14 protein-coding genes are annotated in these 17,069 nt (G+C 37.6%); 1 reads left to right on the top strand and 13 read right to left on the bottom strand.

The window, feature by feature from the left end; all coding sequences use genetic code 11:
* A partial coding sequence (locus GNT69_RS20825; protein WP_203556921.1) for an IS66 family transposase occupies window positions 1-592 on the top strand: 592 nt, incomplete at its 5' end.
* A 180-nt stretch (window positions 593-772) separates the two neighbouring features.
* On the opposite strand, the gene GNT69_RS20820 is transcribed toward GNT69_RS20825, so the two are convergent.
* From GNT69_RS20820 to GNT69_RS20760, 13 genes are all read right to left on the bottom strand, one after another.
* Window positions 773-2,329 carry a class I adenylate-forming enzyme family protein gene (locus GNT69_RS20820; RefSeq protein WP_203556920.1) on the bottom strand — a complete coding sequence of 519 codons (1,557 nt, stop codon included), beginning with the start codon at window positions 2,327-2,329 and terminating at the stop codon, window positions 773-775.
* Window positions 2,330-3,113: 784 nt separating this feature from the next.
* Complete coding sequence (locus GNT69_RS20815) at window positions 3,114-3,395, bottom strand: ferredoxin family protein (RefSeq protein ID WP_203556919.1); 282 nt, start codon at window positions 3,393-3,395, stop codon at window positions 3,114-3,116.
* Window positions 3,392-4,681, bottom strand: a complete 1,290-nt coding sequence (locus tag GNT69_RS20810; protein WP_203556918.1) for an FAD-dependent oxidoreductase — start codon at window positions 4,679-4,681, stop codon at window positions 3,392-3,394. The genes GNT69_RS20815 and GNT69_RS20810 overlap by 4 nt, the downstream gene beginning before the upstream one ends.
* Before the next feature lie 87 nt (window positions 4,682-4,768).
* Window positions 4,769-5,710, bottom strand: a complete 942-nt coding sequence (locus GNT69_RS20805) for an electron transfer flavoprotein subunit alpha/FixB family protein (RefSeq protein WP_203556917.1) — start codon at window positions 5,708-5,710, stop codon at window positions 4,769-4,771.
* Window positions 5,711-5,731: 21 nt separating this feature from the next.
* On the bottom strand, window positions 5,732-6,502 hold the full coding sequence (locus GNT69_RS20800; RefSeq protein ID WP_203556916.1) for an electron transfer flavoprotein subunit beta/FixA family protein: 771 nt from the start codon (window positions 6,500-6,502) through the stop codon (window positions 5,732-5,734).
* Window positions 6,503-6,554: 52 nt separating this feature from the next.
* Complete coding sequence (locus GNT69_RS20795; protein WP_203556915.1) at window positions 6,555-7,649, bottom strand: acyl-CoA dehydrogenase family protein; 1,095 nt, start codon at window positions 7,647-7,649, stop codon at window positions 6,555-6,557.
* 24 nt (window positions 7,650-7,673) lie between these two features.
* A complete protein-coding gene (locus tag GNT69_RS20790; RefSeq protein ID WP_203556914.1) occupies window positions 7,674-8,813 on the bottom strand; it encodes an acyl-CoA dehydrogenase family protein in 1,140 nt (379 codons plus the stop codon).
* A gap of 480 nt (window positions 8,814-9,293) precedes the next feature.
* The gene (locus tag GNT69_RS20785) at window positions 9,294-10,922 is read right to left on the bottom strand and encodes an acyl CoA:acetate/3-ketoacid CoA transferase (protein ID WP_203556913.1); all 1,629 of its coding nucleotides are present in this window, start codon (window positions 10,920-10,922) and stop codon (window positions 9,294-9,296) included.
* A 556-nt stretch (window positions 10,923-11,478) separates the two neighbouring features.
* On the bottom strand, window positions 11,479-12,813 hold the full coding sequence (locus GNT69_RS20780; RefSeq protein ID WP_239094376.1) for a sigma-54 interaction domain-containing protein: 1,335 nt from the start codon (window positions 12,811-12,813) through the stop codon (window positions 11,479-11,481).
* Window positions 12,814-13,249: 436 nt separating this feature from the next.
* Window positions 13,250-13,909 carry a flavin reductase family protein gene (locus tag GNT69_RS20775; protein WP_203556910.1) on the bottom strand — a complete coding sequence of 220 codons (660 nt, stop codon included), beginning with the start codon at window positions 13,907-13,909 and terminating at the stop codon, window positions 13,250-13,252.
* 139 nt (window positions 13,910-14,048) lie between these two features.
* Entirely contained in the window at window positions 14,049-14,261 is a 213-nt protein-coding gene (locus GNT69_RS20770; RefSeq protein ID WP_203556912.1) for a 4Fe-4S dicluster domain-containing protein, read from the bottom strand.
* A gap of 34 nt (window positions 14,262-14,295) precedes the next feature.
* Window positions 14,296-15,534, bottom strand: coding sequence for an L-lactate MFS transporter (locus GNT69_RS20765; protein ID WP_203556911.1), 1,239 nt, complete (start codon window positions 15,532-15,534; stop codon window positions 14,296-14,298).
* A 116-nt stretch (window positions 15,535-15,650) separates the two neighbouring features.
* Window positions 15,651-16,310 carry a flavin reductase family protein gene (locus GNT69_RS20760; protein ID WP_203556910.1) on the bottom strand — a complete coding sequence of 220 codons (660 nt, stop codon included), beginning with the start codon at window positions 16,308-16,310 and terminating at the stop codon, window positions 15,651-15,653.
* Window positions 16,311-17,069 lie beyond the last annotated feature (759 nt).

Genomic DNA, 17,069 nt, shown 5'->3' with positions numbered 1-17,069 from the left:
CTATGATAAATTGGAGGGCGTTACCTTCGCAAATTGTTTTGCGCACGTTCGACGTTATTGGCTGAAAGCAGACAGCAAAAATGGCCAAATTGGTGTGAATTACTGTGACGAATTATATCGTCTTGAAAGGAAATTTAAACATTTATCTCCGAGTAAACGAAGAAAAAAACGTCAAAAATATTCGAAGCCAATTGTGGATAAATTCCTTGAATGGGTCGAAACGTCCCCATTTTACGGCAAAAATGCACTCGCGAAAGCAGCTGAATATACATTGAACAGGGCCAATGGACTTAAGACATTTTTAAATGATGGACGTATTGAAATAGATAATAATCCAGCCGAGAATGCCATCCGCCCAAGTGTGGTTGGTCGAAAAAACTGGATCCACTCTGTTAGTGAAGCTGGTGCAAAAGCCAACGCAATCTGCTTAAGTATCGCAGAAACTGCAAAAGCCAATGGAGTCGATTTTTATCGATATCTATTGAAGTTACTGACTGAGTTACCAAATCTAGATATCTATCAAAATCCGGAAATTTTAAATCAATATATGCCTTGGTCAAGGATGATACAAGCTGAATGTAAAATAAAGTGAAATAACCGTAATTCTGATAAAAAAATCATGATTTACGGTTATTTGTCATGCGTACCGAAAAGGTACGCTTATTTTTATAATTCGGGCTTACTTTGAAAAAGGGGTGTCCAAAAAGTCGGTTAATCCGACTGTTTGGACACCCCTTTGCTTTTTTTACTCCCAAATACCAATCATAAAATTTCAAACTGGTGCCAGTGCTCCTATTTTTACCATCTCCCTTAAAACATCTCTTCTAATCTTTCCACTAGCTGATAAGGGTAATTCATCAAGAAAAATTACCTTATCGGGAACTTTATATTTTGCAAGCCGGACCGCTACAAAACCCTTTAGATGTTCCTCGTCTCCACAATGGTTAAATTTTAATTTAATAAAGGCAATAGAAATTTCTCCCAATACAGGATTTGGTGCTCCAACGACCGCTACATCGAAAACACTCGGATGCTGATGGAGAACATCTTCTATTTCACTCGGATAGACTTTAAACCCTCCGCGAATGATCATGTCCTTTTTTCGACCAACAATCGTTACATAGCCGTTCTCATTGATACTCGCTAAATCACTCGTATAAAACCAGCCATTTTCCTCTATCACATTACGAGTTTCTTTTGGCATTCTAAAATAGCCATTCATCACCCCAGGCCCTTTACAAGCTAACTCACCAATTTCTCCAATGGCCAGTTCCTGATGATTATTATCTACTATTTTTATTTCTGAACCAGGAACAGGCTTTCCAACCGTTTCAGAACAAACCAACTCATCATCCTCATCTGTCGTAAAAGTTAGTGCAGAAGCTGTTTCCGTTAATCCATATGATACCCTAATATCACAGCCCATTTCATTACGAATCCTTTTTACAATTTCGCTTGGGCAGGAAGAACCTGCAACTATTCCTGTTCTTAATGTAGATAAGTCATAGTCACGATTTGTTAAATGGTTTAATTCTAAAATAAACATCGTTGGAACTCCTAAGTGAATAGTAGCTTTTGCATCCTCAATTAGTTGGAGTGCCTTAGTAGCGTTATATTTTTCCATTAGAATGATTTTCGCCCCTGTAAGGATTGTCAAGATTACCCCAGGAACTAATCCAAATACATGAAAGACAGGTACCGGTGTGAAAATCCTGTCTAAATGTGTACAGTTCAATATTCTCCTCGTTGTTTCAGCTGCATAGTAAAGGTTTTTATGTGAAAGCATTACACCTTTTGGTTGCCCTGTTGTTCCTGATGTATAAAGAATCGCTGCTATTCCTCTATTAACCATTGTTTCATTTTGGTTATTAGAAGCTTTCATCCTTAACTTTTCACCATTACAAAGAAGATTTTGATATGAGAGACAGACAATGTCTTCCAAATGAACAGTGACAATTCGTTCAACTCCAAAATTCTGAAAAATAGCCACATGTTCAATATTCGAAGTGAAAATAAAGTTAATTTCATCATTAGTAAGAATAGGCGTAATATCCTCCTTGCGATAGCAAGGGTTACATGGAATCATGGTGGCACCTATTTTAATTAAACTAAAAAAGACGACGATAAATTCATGGCAGTTCGGAAGACAAACTAAAACTCTTTCTCCCTTTTGAACTCCTAATCGTTCTAAACCCGCGGCCAAATTATGGACTTCATGGAATAATTGTTTGTAGGTGAAAGATTTTTTCCCATCATATAAATACTCTTTATCTGGATATAATTGATATGTATGTTCCAATAACTCAATTAATGAAAAACCATCTTTCATTTAATTCTCCTCCTATCTACTAAATTTCTACTAAATAGACTCTCGGAATTCGCCGAGTTAGACGGTTCAAGGATTTTCGTGAATCACTTATTTTTAAGTCTAATAAAGGACCAACACTAGCGCCCCTACTTCCATAATTCGCTCTTATCTTCTGTCTTTACTTGTTCAACCTACTAAATGTATTACAAACTAGTCGATTAACTTCGTCGCATTCCATTATATGCTATTCTTAATGACTTTGAACCTGGCGACACACCAGGCGTTGGAACGTTTGAAGATTATTTTTAACGTTTTTGGCTCTCGGATACCTTAAACGTTCCACCGAAAGTCAAACCAAAAAAGAAAATGCCAAAAAGAATAAGATGCCTGAAAAAAACGAAAAAGCTATACCTAAAAACCCTAGAATTGTCCGTAAACATTTTGATTGGGCTTTACGTTATGATTCAAACAAAAGCAATTGACAGTGAATCGATTATTCGCTTTTTTTCAAGCTCAATTTCTTGAAGTTTCAGTTCGATTGGGCCTTTTCGTTGGAGATGAGACCACAGTGGAAACAGTTAAATACCCGCGGATTAAACCAACTTGTAATTGTAGAACCTAAGGACTAACGAAATACACTCACCCAAACAGTATTCTCAACCTGACATCAACTCAGGCTGGGATAGTTCTAGGAAAATTACTTCAATGGATATCATCTCTATATGTTATCCACTAGTGATAGCCAATACGAGTTAACATCAATACATATAGAAACTAATCCCCAACCTCCCATTTCCCCTAGGCATCATCCCTGTCTAAACTCAATTCCAAAGCTTCCTTGAGGAAATTCCCATTTTTCAAGAATCGTCGAACCACATAATACTCGGCAAGTTCCACACTCGACACAACCAGCATAATCAAAACGAATCGTTCCGTCATCATTTTCTACATATAATCCCGCTGGACAAGCAATGACTAGTTTTCGGAATTCATTTCGGTCGGCGTTTTCTTTCAAAACAATATGAGGATTTTCTTCATCTACTAGAAATTTGTTGGTACCTAACTTCGCTTCCACATTTACAGTCATAGTGACCGAACCCCCTTGATTCCATCTTTCGCGAGAGTCATTAGCCCAACTTGTTTTACATGCTTCATGACGTTTTTCATTAATGGTTGACTCGGTTCGCCATTGATGACAAACATATCCTTCATTACATTTGCGGCCATCGTTGGGTATTCATTAAAAATTCTCGTTGTCTGTTCCATAAAATGCGGGAATTTTTTATATTGATTTAGATCTTTCATCACAAAGCTCTCGTCAAGTAATTGCTTATACAAAGATAACGAGCTTTCACTGTAATTTCCTGTTTGTTTTGCTGCTAATACAGCCTTGGCTGCCATTTCTGCCGAAGCAATCGCCAAGTCCATTCCTCTAACTGCATAGCCAATATTGAGGCAAAATCCTGCTGCATCACCAACGACAAGCACACCGTCTCCGACAACTCTCGGCATCATCTGAATCCCACCCTCTGGAACCAAATGACCAGAGTATTCAATCAATTTACCATCTTGAATAAGTGGTTTCACTGCTGGGTGATTTTTAAAATCCTCCAACATTTGCGGAACTGTATTCTTCGATTCTTCTAAATCACTTAATGTTGCGACAACCCCTAAGGAAATACTTGTTTTATTTGTATATAAGAAGCCACCGCCAACACGACCGGCAGTAGGACTTCCCGCAAATAACCATGATGTCCCTTCTCCTCCACTGCAATTAAAGCGGTCGGAAATCACTTTTTCTGGAAGCTCAATAACTTCCTTCGCACCTACCGCTACTTCATGGGGCTTCAATTCTTCCCGAAAGCCTAATTTTTGGGCAAGCAAAGAGTTGACTCCATCCGCTAAGATCACCACTTCCGATTCAAGTTCATCTTCACCAGCTATGACGCCGCAAACCTTTCCATCCTTCACAATCAAATCATCCACGCGGATTCCTGGAATCATTTGTGCTCCAGCTTCCTCTGCTTTTCCAGCAAGCCATTGGTCAAATTCGCCACGAAGAACGGAATAAGAATTTTTCCCTTGTTCGCCCAAGAATTCGGAATAGTAATCTATGGTGACCGCGCTCTCTTCCGTCATTAAACTGATTTTTTCTCTAGTGATTTTTCTTTCAACGGGGGCCTCAGCTGCAAAATTCGGAATGATTTTTTCTAGACTATGGCTATAAATTCGCCCACCAGTCATGTTTTTGCTTCCCGCATAATTTCCCCTTTCAATAATTAATACATCCAATTCCTCTTTTGCTAAAATATACCCTGCTATACTTCCGGCAACACCGGCACCAACAATGATTGCATCAAAATTATCTGACATGTTTTACACCTCTTTATTTCTAATGGAAAGCCAAACATCAAGCAACCTGCTTCAAGTCCCTTCTTTGTCTGGCTCTCCATTTCTGATTTAAGAAAGCACTGGAGTTAACTTAAGCGCTGATGCTAGCTCTGGGAGTACTTCTTTTAAGTCGCCAACAATATAGTAATCTGCTACTTTAAAGATTGGTGCGTTTTCATTTTTATCAATCGCTACAATGGTTTTGGAATCACGGATGCCATATACGTGTTGAATCTGACCAGATACCCCTGCACAAAGATAAAGATTAGGGCGGATCACCTGTCCTGAAATTCCGATATATCTTTCTTCAGGAAGCCAGTGAAGATCTTCCGTTACTGGTCGGGTACAGCCTAATTCTCCATTTAAAATCGAAGCAATCTCTTCCGCATAAGCCATCGTTTCTTGCTCTCCAAACCCTCTTCCTACTCCAATCACAACCTTCGAATCTTTCAAATTAAAGGATACTGCTTCTTTTTCTCTTCTTTCAGTCACAACGATTTTCCTAGGTTCAGGTAAAGGTAACGTCGTGACTTCTCCGCTACCTGCTGTTTCAGCTAGGGTCTTATCAAATGTGCCCGGCACAATGGAAACAATCACAGTTTGTCCATTCACTTGTAACTCTTTTTCTGCTAAACCACCAAAAATAGTTCTCCCTAATGTAATCGTGTCCCCTTCAACCTCATACTTTTTGTTCTCGGTTACAACCGGAACATCAATTAACCCTCCGAAATACGCGGCTAAAGTTTTTCCTCTTCTTGTTGCAGATACGAAAACTACGTCTGGCTTTCCTTGTTTAGCCTCTTCAGCTAAGACTAAAGCATATTTCTCCCAAGTCGTATTTGTTGGCATTGGCATTAATTTCACTTCATTTGCACCGTAAACAAAGCATTCAGTTGCTTCTACTTGACTTCCATTTATATAAGCCGTAACAGTTGCCCCTAATGAAGTAGCTTTTGTAATCAGTTCATACGCATGTTCAGCTACATCGGCAATTACCCAAACCTTATTCATTCTCGATTCCCCGCTTCCTTATTAAATATTTTTAGTTTCTCTTAATGTTTCGACCAATTGTTCCACAGCTTCTTTAATACTTACACCATTCACATTCATTTGAATTTGTTTGCGTTCTTGAATTGATGGCCCGACTTTTGTGACCGTCAATGGCGCTTCTAACAGCTCATCTGTGAATTGAAGTTCTGCTAAAGTGAACTCTTCTGCTGGCTTTTTCTTTGCGGATAAAATTTGTTTCATTCCCGGAATCCGTGGTTGATTGATTTCAGATAGCACAGTAATAACAGCAGGAGCTTCAACTTTGACGATTTCAATCCCATCGTCCAATTTTCTTTCAACGGTAATTTCAGAACCGTTGATTTCTACATTGGAGGCATACGTAACCAACTCGTAACCTAGCAATGCTGCTAATCTAGGACCTACTTGTTGTGAATATTGATCGCCTGAACCTTCGCCACAAATGACTAAATCAACATCCCCAATTTTCTTTGTTGCTTCAGCTATTACCTTTGCAGATACGAAACTATCAAGCTCTGGAGCTTCGACATAATACGCTTTTTGCGCTCCTCTAGCTAGCACATCTTTCGTTGAGCCTTGAACGGTATGACCAACAGATAAGGTGACAACTTCAACATCGTGTTGTTCACTTAAAGCTACCCCTAGTTCAAGAGCATTCCGGTCAATTTCACTCACCTTGTATTTTGCTTTATCCATATTTAATGTTCGTGTCGCTTGATCGACAACAATATCTGCCTCATCTTTAATCCATTTATAACTTACTAAAGCTTTCATTTTATACTCCTCCTGCCTTTTCATGATTTTCAATTATTTTTATAGAATTCGCTTACCCAATTTTCTCTTTTGCAATGGTTAACACAAGTGGTTTACGGAGAAAATCAAACACCTCTAAACCTTTGATATCTCTTAATAAAACTTCTACACCAAGATCCTTGCTGTATCCATAGCCACCATGGATTTGAATTGCATGATTACAAGTTTCCTCCCCAGTCTTCGTTGCAAAATATCGAGCGATTTGCGCTTGCCCACTAAATGATTTATCCAAATCTTTAGAGGTTGCCGCACGGTAGGTCAACAAGCGAGCTGCATCAAAATTTGCCGCCATATTCCCAATCATTTCTTGTAAAGCCTCAAAATTAAGAATCGATGTATTAAATTGCTTCCGCTCTTTTCCATAAGCAATGCTTTTCTCAATCGCTACTTGCGCGATTCCGACAGCGATTGCAGAAAGGCTTATATTTTGGAGTGCTGCTACATCGTTCGCAATTTGCTTCCCAGCACCTTCTTGACCAATTAAATTTTCAACGGGAACTTCGACATCGTTTAAAATCATCGTTGCGACTGAAAGTTGATCGAAGCCCATTTTTTGGTACGGTACCTCGAAGCTGATTCCATTCGTGTCAGCATCGACAATAAAAACACTTATACCTGCTTCTGTGTTAGCAAAAACGACGTAAACATCACATTGACCAGCATGATAAACAAATGTTTTTGTTCCATTAAGAAGATAGCCCTTTTCCGTCTTCGTTGCCGTTGTTTCAAGGGCAAGCATATCTTTTCCGATCCAACCTTCACTCCATGCATAACTTGCGATTTTCTCCCCATTGCAAAGCGAGGCCAAATACTTTTCCTTTCCTGCTTGTGAACCCCAATTTTGAACAGCGTACATCGCTTGCGTACTATGTACCGCATAGGCAAGCGCAGCTGCTGGTGAAGCTTTCGTGATTTCCTCTAAAACAAGAATGTAGCTTAGGAAATCCCCACCTGCTCCGCCTTCATCCTCGGAAACGAAAATTCCGAGGAAATCAATTTCAGCCAATGAAGCCAATATTTCTTTCACGGACAGACCTGAAAAATCTTGAGCTATTTCGTTTATACTTTGCTGAATCAGCGCTTGTTCTTCTGAAAATTGGAAATCCATTGTAAAATCCCTTCTTCCTTTTGATTAGTCTCGCAACAAATTACCAGCAATCACAACTCGTTGAATTTCGTTAGAGCCTTCATAAATTTGCATAATTTTGACGTCACGCATCAACTTCTCTACGACTCCTTCGACTAAATAGCCATATGGACCAAAGATACTAATCCCCATCGAAGCTATTTTCATAGCAATATCTGTACAATAGGTTTTACACATAGCTGCCTCTTTCCCATAAGGTTTGCCGGCGTCTTTTAGGTAACAAGTTTTATAGATTAAGTTCTCAGCCGTTTCAATCATAATTGCCATATCAGCAATTTGAAATTGGACTTGTTGCGAGGCAACGATTGGTTTGCCTCCTTTTGTTTCTTTTTTTACAAATTTAATCGTTTCTTCCATCACTCTCTTAGCTAATCCCAGTGCAGAGGCACCGACCGATAGCCTTGCCGAGTCAAGTGTGGTCATCGCTAGTCTAAACCCTTTTCCCTCTGCACCAACAAGATTTTCTTTTGGCACGCGGACACTGGATAAAATAACCTCAACGGTATTTGAAGCTCGAATCCCCATCTTATCTTCTTTCTTTCCAATCGTAACTCCCTTACGATCCAGTTCGACCATAAAACAGCTCAAACCTTTTGTCCCTTTTGATGGGTCTGTTGAGGCAATAAGCGTCATAATATCGGCATAGCCCCCACTAGTAATAAAGCATTTTGTTCCATTGAGTACATATTCATCACCATCTAGGACAGCGGTTGTTGCAACAGCCCCCGCGTCTGATCCAGCCCCTGGTTCAGTTAAGGCAAACGCGGTTAATTTTCCATCTAATATATATTTATAATATCTATGTTTTTGTTCTTCGGTCCCACCATAAAAAACCGGATAGGACGCAAGCCCATTGCCACCGATCGCCATCTGCATCGCAACACAGCCACGACCAAGCTCTTCACAAATTAACGATACGGATAATGCATCTAAACCTGCTCCTCCATATTCTTTTGGAACAACAAAATCAAGTAACCCAATTTCCTTAGCTTTTTCAACTACATCAGATGGAAATTTATTTTCGACATCATATTTCGATGCAACAGGAATAATCTCTTCATCAACAAACTTCCTCGTCTTATCTCGCCATTCTTTTTGAGTCTCGGTTAAACTCATGTTTAACATAAAAATACCACCTCTTCTTTTTAGTTTTAAAAGATTGTTCTTTCCCATATGGGAAGAATTATTTAAAGTTTCTTTACCTACAATTTTAAATGACGAAAATATGCCTGAAATGATTTACAATTTATATTAATGAAACTACGGTTCCAATTTTAGGAGAATAAAAACAGATAAATATCTAACTACTTACCTTAAATTTTCTAGACCTTAATAGTCTAAAATTATTTCTTTATCACAATAATGGTGAAAAACAAAAAATATTGGCACTGAACTAACCTTATAGCACAACAATTCACAAGTTTGTGTTATTTCTTGTTATCAATTTGCTACACCTAAAAAAACAAACTTTGACTATAAATTCCCATTGCTATTCCCTACTAATCCATTAGTGACCTTAACGAAGAATAACATTACTGGCACTAACCTTATGTTGCCGATTTGCACCAGTAATATAGGAGCTATAAACGTAAAGTAGAATGAATCCTATACTAAAACAGGCTCTCCTTTGTTTACTTTTTCTGTAACATGATTTAATTTCTCTGCCTTTCTTACTTCCATAATTTGTTTAAGTTCACCCCAGGTTTCTTGAAATAAACCTTGGTCCATTAGTTTTAAATCATCTGCAATAACAGGAGTAAAGTCCATTTGGTTGAGGATATCCCTTTGCAAGTCAACACCAGGAGCTATTTCAATTAAAGTCATCTTTCCATCAATTAATTGGAATACTGCCCTTTCTGTGACATAGAGAACCGACTGTCCTACTTCATTGGCGTACTGACCACTGAAAGAAACTTGGTCAACTTGTTGGACGAATTTTTTCGATCTACCTTCATTGATAATTTCCAGCTGACCATCTCTTACTCTTATCTCCAGTCCTCCGTGGGTAAAGCTTCCAGCGTAAATTAATTTTTTGGCTGTCTGAGAAATATTAATAAAGCCACCACACCCTAATACTTTAGGTCCGATTTTACTTACATTGACATTCCCGAGCTCATCCGTTTGTGCGAGCCCAAGGACAGAAAGGTCAAGGCCACCACCATCATAAAAGTCAAACTGGGCGTGCTCTTCGACCGTTGCCTCGGCATTGTAAGCAGAACCAAAGTTTAAACCGCTACCTGGAACTCCTCCGATTGAACCTGCCTCAGTTGTTAAAATGAGATTTTCTGAAACCCCTTCTTCTACTGCAATACTTCCAGCTCCCGACGGGATTCCAACACCAAGATTAAGAACTGCATTCTCTGTGAACTCCATCGCACAACGACGAGCGATAACCTTTCTTTCATCCAATTTCAATACGTCCAAACCTTCTAGAGGTACTTTTAGTTCCCCTGACAAACTTGGATGGTAATGTGTACCTTCGGTTTGATCATGGTTTTCAGGTTGAGATATGACAATATAATCTATTAAATGCCCTGGAACTCTAACACTTTTTGGATTTAGAGTGCCATTTTTTACGACATTTTCTACTTGGGCAATGACAATACCACCAGAGTTTCTTGCTGCTTGAGCAATTGGTAATACATCTAAAATTAAGCTTTCTTTCTCCATTGTTAAATTTCCATTTTCATCTGCAACTGTTCCTCGAATGAGCCCAACATGGATTGGGAAAGATTTGTAATATAACCATTCTTCACCATCTAGCTCAATAACTCTGACAATTTCTTCTTGAGTCTTTGCATTCATCTTTCCTCCTTCAAGTCGAGGATCAACATAAGTTTTTAATCCTATTTTCGTAATTACTCCAGGCCGTTTCGCAGCTATTTCACGATAAAGCTGGGTCGTTACTCCTTGTGGAAGGTTATAGGCCTCAATTTTGTTATTCTCAATCAGTTTTGCCATCGGTGGTGAAGCATAAGCAATCCCGCCAATCCAACGCTTCACTAAACCTTCATGTCCTAAATGGCTCATACCTTTAGTTGCATCTCTTCTTGAACCAAGTGCACAAGCATGTATAACGGTTAGGTCTTTAGGAAAACCTGTTACTTTAAACCGATTTTCAATTGCGATACCCATTTCCTCATTCCAACAGGTTAACCCGAACCCACTTGCAGCTAATGTAGAACCATCTTTAATCATTTCAGCAGCTTTTGATGCAGAAATAACCTTTGACATACATCTTCACTCCCTTATTTATTTTTATCACAATGAGGGATTTGCTTATTGTTTAGCTGAATACATTGCAAAAACAAAAGCTCTCACCACTTGTGACCGTGTGTACTTTAATATAATGCATGATTCATGCCAACTAACTAAAAACTTCAAAAACCTCTTTGTCCTGGGCATGTAAGGGATTCCTTCTTCGAAAGTTGTATTTAAAAAACAACAAAACCTCTATAATGGTTATTAATATGTATCATAATCAGTTCATCATTAATTCTTAAAACTTAACCGCCGCACACCGCTAGTTCGTAAGCCCGAAGTATAAAAATAAGCGTACCTCTTCGGTACGCATGAGAAATAACCGTATATCATGATATTTTTTATCAGATATACGGTTATTTCATTTTATTTGCCACATGTTGCTTGGATCATTTTAGACCAGGGCATGTATTGGGTTAAAATTTCCGGATTCCGGTGGATATCTAAATTTGGTAGGTCCGTCAGACGTAAAAAAACAATTATTGTCAACAAAGCAAATACGAAGGAACCTATTAAACGATGTAATAATCTATGTGTTTTTATTCTCTTTGTAGTTATTAAGTTTCCTATATAGTACGGTACGATCAATTCCCAGCATTTCAGCTGTAACACTCTTTATACCATTACATTCATTTAATATTTTTAGTATAAATTTTTCTTCTGCTTCTTTTTTTATCTCTTTTAAAGTTGGCCAAAATTCTAATGGTTTACTGTCTAAACTATTAAGATCAATTAAGATAGAGCCTTCACTAATATGTTTATTGTCATCAAAACATTCATCAACTACTACTAATCTTTCAATATAGTTCTTTAGCTCTCTTATATTACCAGGCCAACTATGGGCTAATAAATAATCAATTTCTTTAAAATTGAGTTTTCTTTTTTTATTATATTTGTGATTGAATATATAAATAAATTTATCAGCTAATCCAATGATGTCTTGGTGTCTATTTTTAAGCGGAGGAATATGAATAGGTATAACGTTTATACGATAGTATAAATCTCTGCGAAAGGACCCCTCTTCTACCATTTTTGATAAATCTCTATTGGTGGCACAAATTAGCCGAAAATCAACTTGAAAACTTTTTGTTCCACCTATTCTTCTTATTTCGGGGTTATCAATAACTCTTAGCAATTTTGCTTGTAAATCCAATGGCATTTCAGATATTTCATCTAGGAATAAGGTTCCTTTATTAGCTAATTCTAAGAGTCCTTTTTTTTGTTCACTTGCACCTGTAAAAGAACCTTTCTCATGTCCAAAAAGCTCCGATTCAAATAGTGACTGAGGAATTGCAGCACAATTAATTGAGATAAACGACTGATTTGTTCTCATACTTCTGTTGTGGATATATTTAGACAGTACTTCCTTACCTGTACCTGATTCACCAAACAATAAAACTTTACAGTCAGATGGTGCAATTTGGTTACAAGCTTTTAAAATTTGTTTCATTGCACTACTATCTGCAACAATAAAATCGGAAGTTTTCTCATATTCGTTTATAAGTTTATCTAATTTAACATTATTCTGTTTTAGTTGTGCTGTGATAACAACAATATTAACTTCTCCATTATCATCAAATATTGGTGTACCGATTGAATGAAAGGAAAGCTCTGTATTAGTCTTTACTTCTCCATTTAAGCTCTTTTTTTGTGATAATACCTCTAATGCAAACGATTGGGAGTAATACCCCTTTCTGACGAGGTAGTTTACATTAGACCTTAGTAATTCTTCCAGTGTTATTCCCAATGATAATGCTGTAAACTCATTTGAAATCAAAATATTTCCGTTGCGATCAATCACAAAAAGGATTTGCCCGCTTTCATTACCTTTAACATCCAACATAAGATTTTGACTGTTGCTCATATACAACATTCCTCTCTTATCCTAGTTTATATTTTGTAATTTACAGATCGTTTATACAGAAATTTTTCGTTTTCGTTTCCGTTTTTTAAACACGAAACAGTTACAACTCTACTCAAATGTCATATAAACAAAAGAGTTTAGTGTTCTTTCATTATATTATGACTAGATGTGACTAATAACATTTAAGTAGTGCTACCAAGAAAAGGGGGCAATAAAAACGGAAGGTAGTTTAATTTTTTTGTTGTGTTAACAATCAAGTAACATACTCAAGATAAAATTAATAAATAAAATGATATGAAGATTGCATGACTTTTTAGAACTATTTTCCTATTAAGGTTACACTAATGCTAGGCGCATATAAAAATACTACAGCATCCATATTTATGATACTGTAGTACCTATAATTTTTTACAAAACACCTCTCTAGCGAAATGCTTTATTTTTGTTTAGCACCTTGTAATCCTACAAGTAACGCCTCGTTGTTTCCAGGTATAACCATTTCGAAAGAATCTGTTACAGTAGTATAATTCCAGTAACCTAATCGAGCTAATGGGCGAATTTTCACTATGTCAATTTGTCCATCTTCCCCAATCACTTCATCTTTTATGTGTACCATAACCACTTTTCCGATTATGACATCACAAGTACCTTGTTCCCCGGCACCTGGTAGTCTAAGAGTTTGATGATGTACACACTCTATCTGAATAGGTGTCTCCTCTATCCTGGCAGGTTTTACTTTAATTGAAGGAGCTCTTGTAACACCGGCTAATTCAAACTCATCGACTTCTGGTGGTACTTCAGCAGCTGTACGATTCATTGCTTCAGCTAAATCGTATGGTACCATATTTATTACGAATTCACCTGTTTGTTCTATATTATTAGTAGTGTCTTTACGTACTCCAGTAGTGGTTTGGTTAACGGAAAGCATTACGTAAGGTGGATCAAATGTCAAGTTCATGTATTGGCTGTATGGAGCTAGATTAGCTACTCCATCTTTACTCAAAGTTGATACCCAAGCAATTGGACGCGGAACGGAAATAGATTTGAAAGGTCCCATTGGTAGTCCGTGGTCATTTAATTCTGGATCATAATGCATAATTGTTCTCCTCCTAGATAATTTTAGATCATGTTCAATAATGAACAATCATATTCATTCTAATACTAGTTTAATAATGATTTGTACCGAAGTTATACATAATAACTACATGTTTCCACCATAATATACATGATTAACTCTATTTTTTGCTTAGCTGATGAATTGTCTTTTCTTCTTCATCGGTAAAAATCATTGCATCTACCGGGCATGCAATAATACAATCTCCACAGTCTGTACATTTACTAATATTAATTTCTATAGCCCAGCCATCCATCCCAATCGCACCAAAGGAGCAACACCTTGCACATGCGCCACAAAACATACATTTATTTCTAACGTTGATAACAGCCATGGGCTCACTCCTTACAGAAATCTTAATTATAAAGCTAGCTTGCTTCTATGCTCACTTGCTTTTTGTGATTTTTTTTAACGATATTTTGCGCTATAAGGGTTAAAATTATACCTAGGAGGCTCAATGCACCAGCAACAATAAATGCTAAACTATAATCTCCTCTTACAGAGAACACATAAGCTGCTAACATAGGTCCAAAAATGGCTGCCGGAGCAAAAGCAGTAAACATTACACCCCAGTTAACACCCATGTTTTTCATACCAAACATATCTCCTGTAAGAGCAGGATATGCCCCGAAAAAGCCTCCATAAGTTGATGCAATACCTATAATAGCAATTACAAATACTGCAAATGAACTAGCAAATTGACTTAATAAAAACATTGACAGTGCAGAAACTAGAAGCATTAAGCTCATAGTCGGAAATCTTCCAAGCTTATCTGAAACAAGCCCCCAGACTGGACGACCTAAAGCGTTTGCAATCCCAAGAATACTAACTCCTAACGCTGCAACAGCTGGGGTAAGCCCAACAACATCCTGACCAATACCTGCAGCATGACCAATGATCATTGTACCAGAAACGCAAGCTATAACAAGAAGAAACCAAGCAATATAGAAAAGCGGATCCCTTACCATATCCTTCCATGATTTCTCCGTAGCGGTATTAATATTAACCACATTTTTCACTACAGGAGGTGTCCAGCCATCTGGTCTATATCCTGCAGGTGGAGCTACTGCAAACAGAGAAGCAATAGTAATTACAATTAAAAATATTCCCCCGAAAATTTGTAAAGTGGTAAGCGGACTAAATGACTGCATCAAATTAACACCTAGTGGGGCAAAAACAATCGCACCACTACCAAGACCGGCAGAGATTAAACCTCCAGCCAACCCCCTCTTGTCTGGGAACCACTTAACAGTATTTACTACGGTGCAGGAATAAACAGCGCCTAAAGAAGCACCACCGAGAACTCCATAAGTAAAATACATAAATTGAATATTTGTTGCAAAACCAGCAAGTAGATAACTAATTGAAAATATGAGCCCACCAATTAACATGGTGAGTTTAGGGCCCCTTTTATCCTGAATTTTCCCCGCTATAATCATAGAAATTGGCATTAATGCTAAGGAAATTGTATAGGGCAATGTAGCCTGACTCGGTGTAGCCCCAAAGTATTCAACCAATGGTCCTCGGAAAACACTCCACGAATAAGCTGCACCTATACACAAGTTTGCAAATACACCTGTGACTAGAATTAACCAACGGTTAGGCATATAGTATCTCTCCTTAAATTATCTTAAATAATTTTCAGAACTTTAAAACCCTGATAATACTCAAACATATACTATGGCACCTTCTGTTTATGACGCCGCCGAAATAGCTCAAACCTTTACTTCTGTTTAGCACCTTGTAAACCTACAAGTAACGCCTCGTTATTTCCAGGTATCACCATTTCGAAAGAATCTGTAACAGTCGTATAATTCCAGTAACCTAATCGAGCTAATGGGCGAATTTTCACTATGTCAATTTGTCCATCTTCCCCAATCACTTCATCTTTTATGTGTACCATAACCACTTTTCCGATTATGACATCACAAGTACCTTGTTCCCCAGCACCTGGTAGTCTAAGAGTTTGATGATGTACACACTCTATCTGAATAGGTGTCTCCTCTATTCTGGCTGGTTTTACTTTAATTGAAGGAGCTCTTGTAACACCGGCTAATTCAAACTCATCCACTTCTGGTGGTACTTCAGCAGCTGTACGATTCATTGCTTCAGCTAAATCGTATGGTACCATATTTATTACGAATTCACCTGTTTGTTCTATATTATTAGTAGTGTCTTTACGCACTCCGGTAGTGGTTTGGTTAACGGAAAGCATTACGTAAGGTGGATCAAATGTCAAGTTCATATATTGGCTGTATGGAGCTAGATTAGCTACTCCATCTTTACTTAAAGTTGATACCCAAGCAATTGGACGCGGAACGGAAATAGACTTGAAAGGCCCCATCGGTAGTCCGTGATCATTTAATTCTGGATCATAATGCATAATTGTTTTCCTCCTAGATAATAATATTATTTTTTTATAAACTAGTACGTCACTACCCACCTCTCTAGTTTCGTCATTTATGTTTCTCATCTTAATATAATGCAAAAACTATGCCAAACTACTTGCCGAGAAAAAACAAAGAACTTGCGCTTAAGATAAGTTTGCTTGTACTTTTTTTGCAAAAATACAATTTAAAAATCCCATAAGTGTGGCTTTTTTAGTACATACAACTATAGGAAGAAATATAAAAACTATATAGCAAAGAGCTTAGGGCAAAGCCAGTAGTATTTGAAAACTATATATCGACTTAATCTTATTGAACTTTTCCCAGGTTATGTAGTTCGTTTGTGATGTGACGTACTAATAATGTAATTTGTAGTTTCGCATCTTATTGAGCTTTTACTACTATTCTTTCTAATTCAGTTGTCATGATTGCTTTCCCTTACTTAGAATTAAGGGGATTTTCAATTGAATGAAGCTTATGTTTCCTTAGATTAATTCAATTTCTCGAGCAGCTTCCATGTAGCAGGCTTTCCCTATCTCAGAGTACCATCAGTTAGAAACACTCCCAATAAACCATCAAATTCTTCTTGCTTTGTGGGCTTGTTGAATTCTTACCTATGTTCTATAGAAGTTAATTGGATCTTCCTTGTTCCCGAGGAATCCATTGATGATACGGTGTATGTATGAATCCTGGGAGGAATGATAATCCCCTTGTCTTAAGCTACTACTACTGCCACCACAGTTCGGGACTTTCCC

Source organism: Bacillus sp. B15-48 (assembly GCF_016879755.1).
In the GTDB taxonomy this organism is placed as follows: Bacteria; Bacillota; Bacilli; order Bacillales; family Cytobacillaceae; genus Mesobacillus_B.
The sequence above is the reverse complement of the archived record's forward strand: the minus strand, read 5'-3'. Positions and strand labels throughout refer to the sequence as shown.

Coding starts and splice junctions, on each gene's coding strand:
- GNT69_RS20820 (WP_203556920.1), bottom strand. CDS start 2,329: ATGAAAGATGGTTTTTCATTAATTGAGTTATTGGAACATACATATCAA.
- GNT69_RS20815 (WP_203556919.1), bottom strand. CDS start 3,395: ATGACTGTAAATGTGGAAGCGAAGTTAGGTACCAACAAATTTCTAGTA.
- GNT69_RS20810 (WP_203556918.1), bottom strand. CDS start 4,681: ATGTCAGATAATTTTGATGCAATCATTGTTGGTGCCGGTGTTGCCGGA.
- GNT69_RS20805 (WP_203556917.1), bottom strand. CDS start 5,710: ATGAATAAGGTTTGGGTAATTGCCGATGTAGCTGAACATGCGTATGAA.
- GNT69_RS20800 (WP_203556916.1), bottom strand. CDS start 6,502: ATGAAAGCTTTAGTAAGTTATAAATGGATTAAAGATGAGGCAGATATT.
- GNT69_RS20795 (WP_203556915.1), bottom strand. CDS start 7,649: ATGGATTTCCAATTTTCAGAAGAACAAGCGCTGATTCAGCAAAGTATA.
- GNT69_RS20790 (WP_203556914.1), bottom strand. CDS start 8,813: ATGTTAAACATGAGTTTAACCGAGACTCAAAAAGAATGGCGAGATAAG.
- GNT69_RS20785 (WP_203556913.1), bottom strand. CDS start 10,922: ATGTCAAAGGTTATTTCTGCATCAAAAGCTGCTGAAATGATTAAAGAT.
- GNT69_RS20780 (WP_239094376.1), bottom strand. CDS start 12,813: ATGAGCAACAGTCAAAATCTTATGTTGGATGTTAAAGGTAATGAAAGC.
- GNT69_RS20775 (WP_203556910.1), bottom strand. CDS start 13,909: ATGCATTATGATCCAGAATTAAATGACCACGGACTACCAATGGGACCT.
- GNT69_RS20770 (WP_203556912.1), bottom strand. CDS start 14,261: ATGGCTGTTATCAACGTTAGAAATAAATGTATGTTTTGTGGCGCATGT.
- GNT69_RS20765 (WP_203556911.1), bottom strand. CDS start 15,534: ATGCCTAACCGTTGGTTAATTCTAGTCACAGGTGTATTTGCAAACTTG.
- GNT69_RS20760 (WP_203556910.1), bottom strand. CDS start 16,310: ATGCATTATGATCCAGAATTAAATGATCACGGACTACCGATGGGGCCT.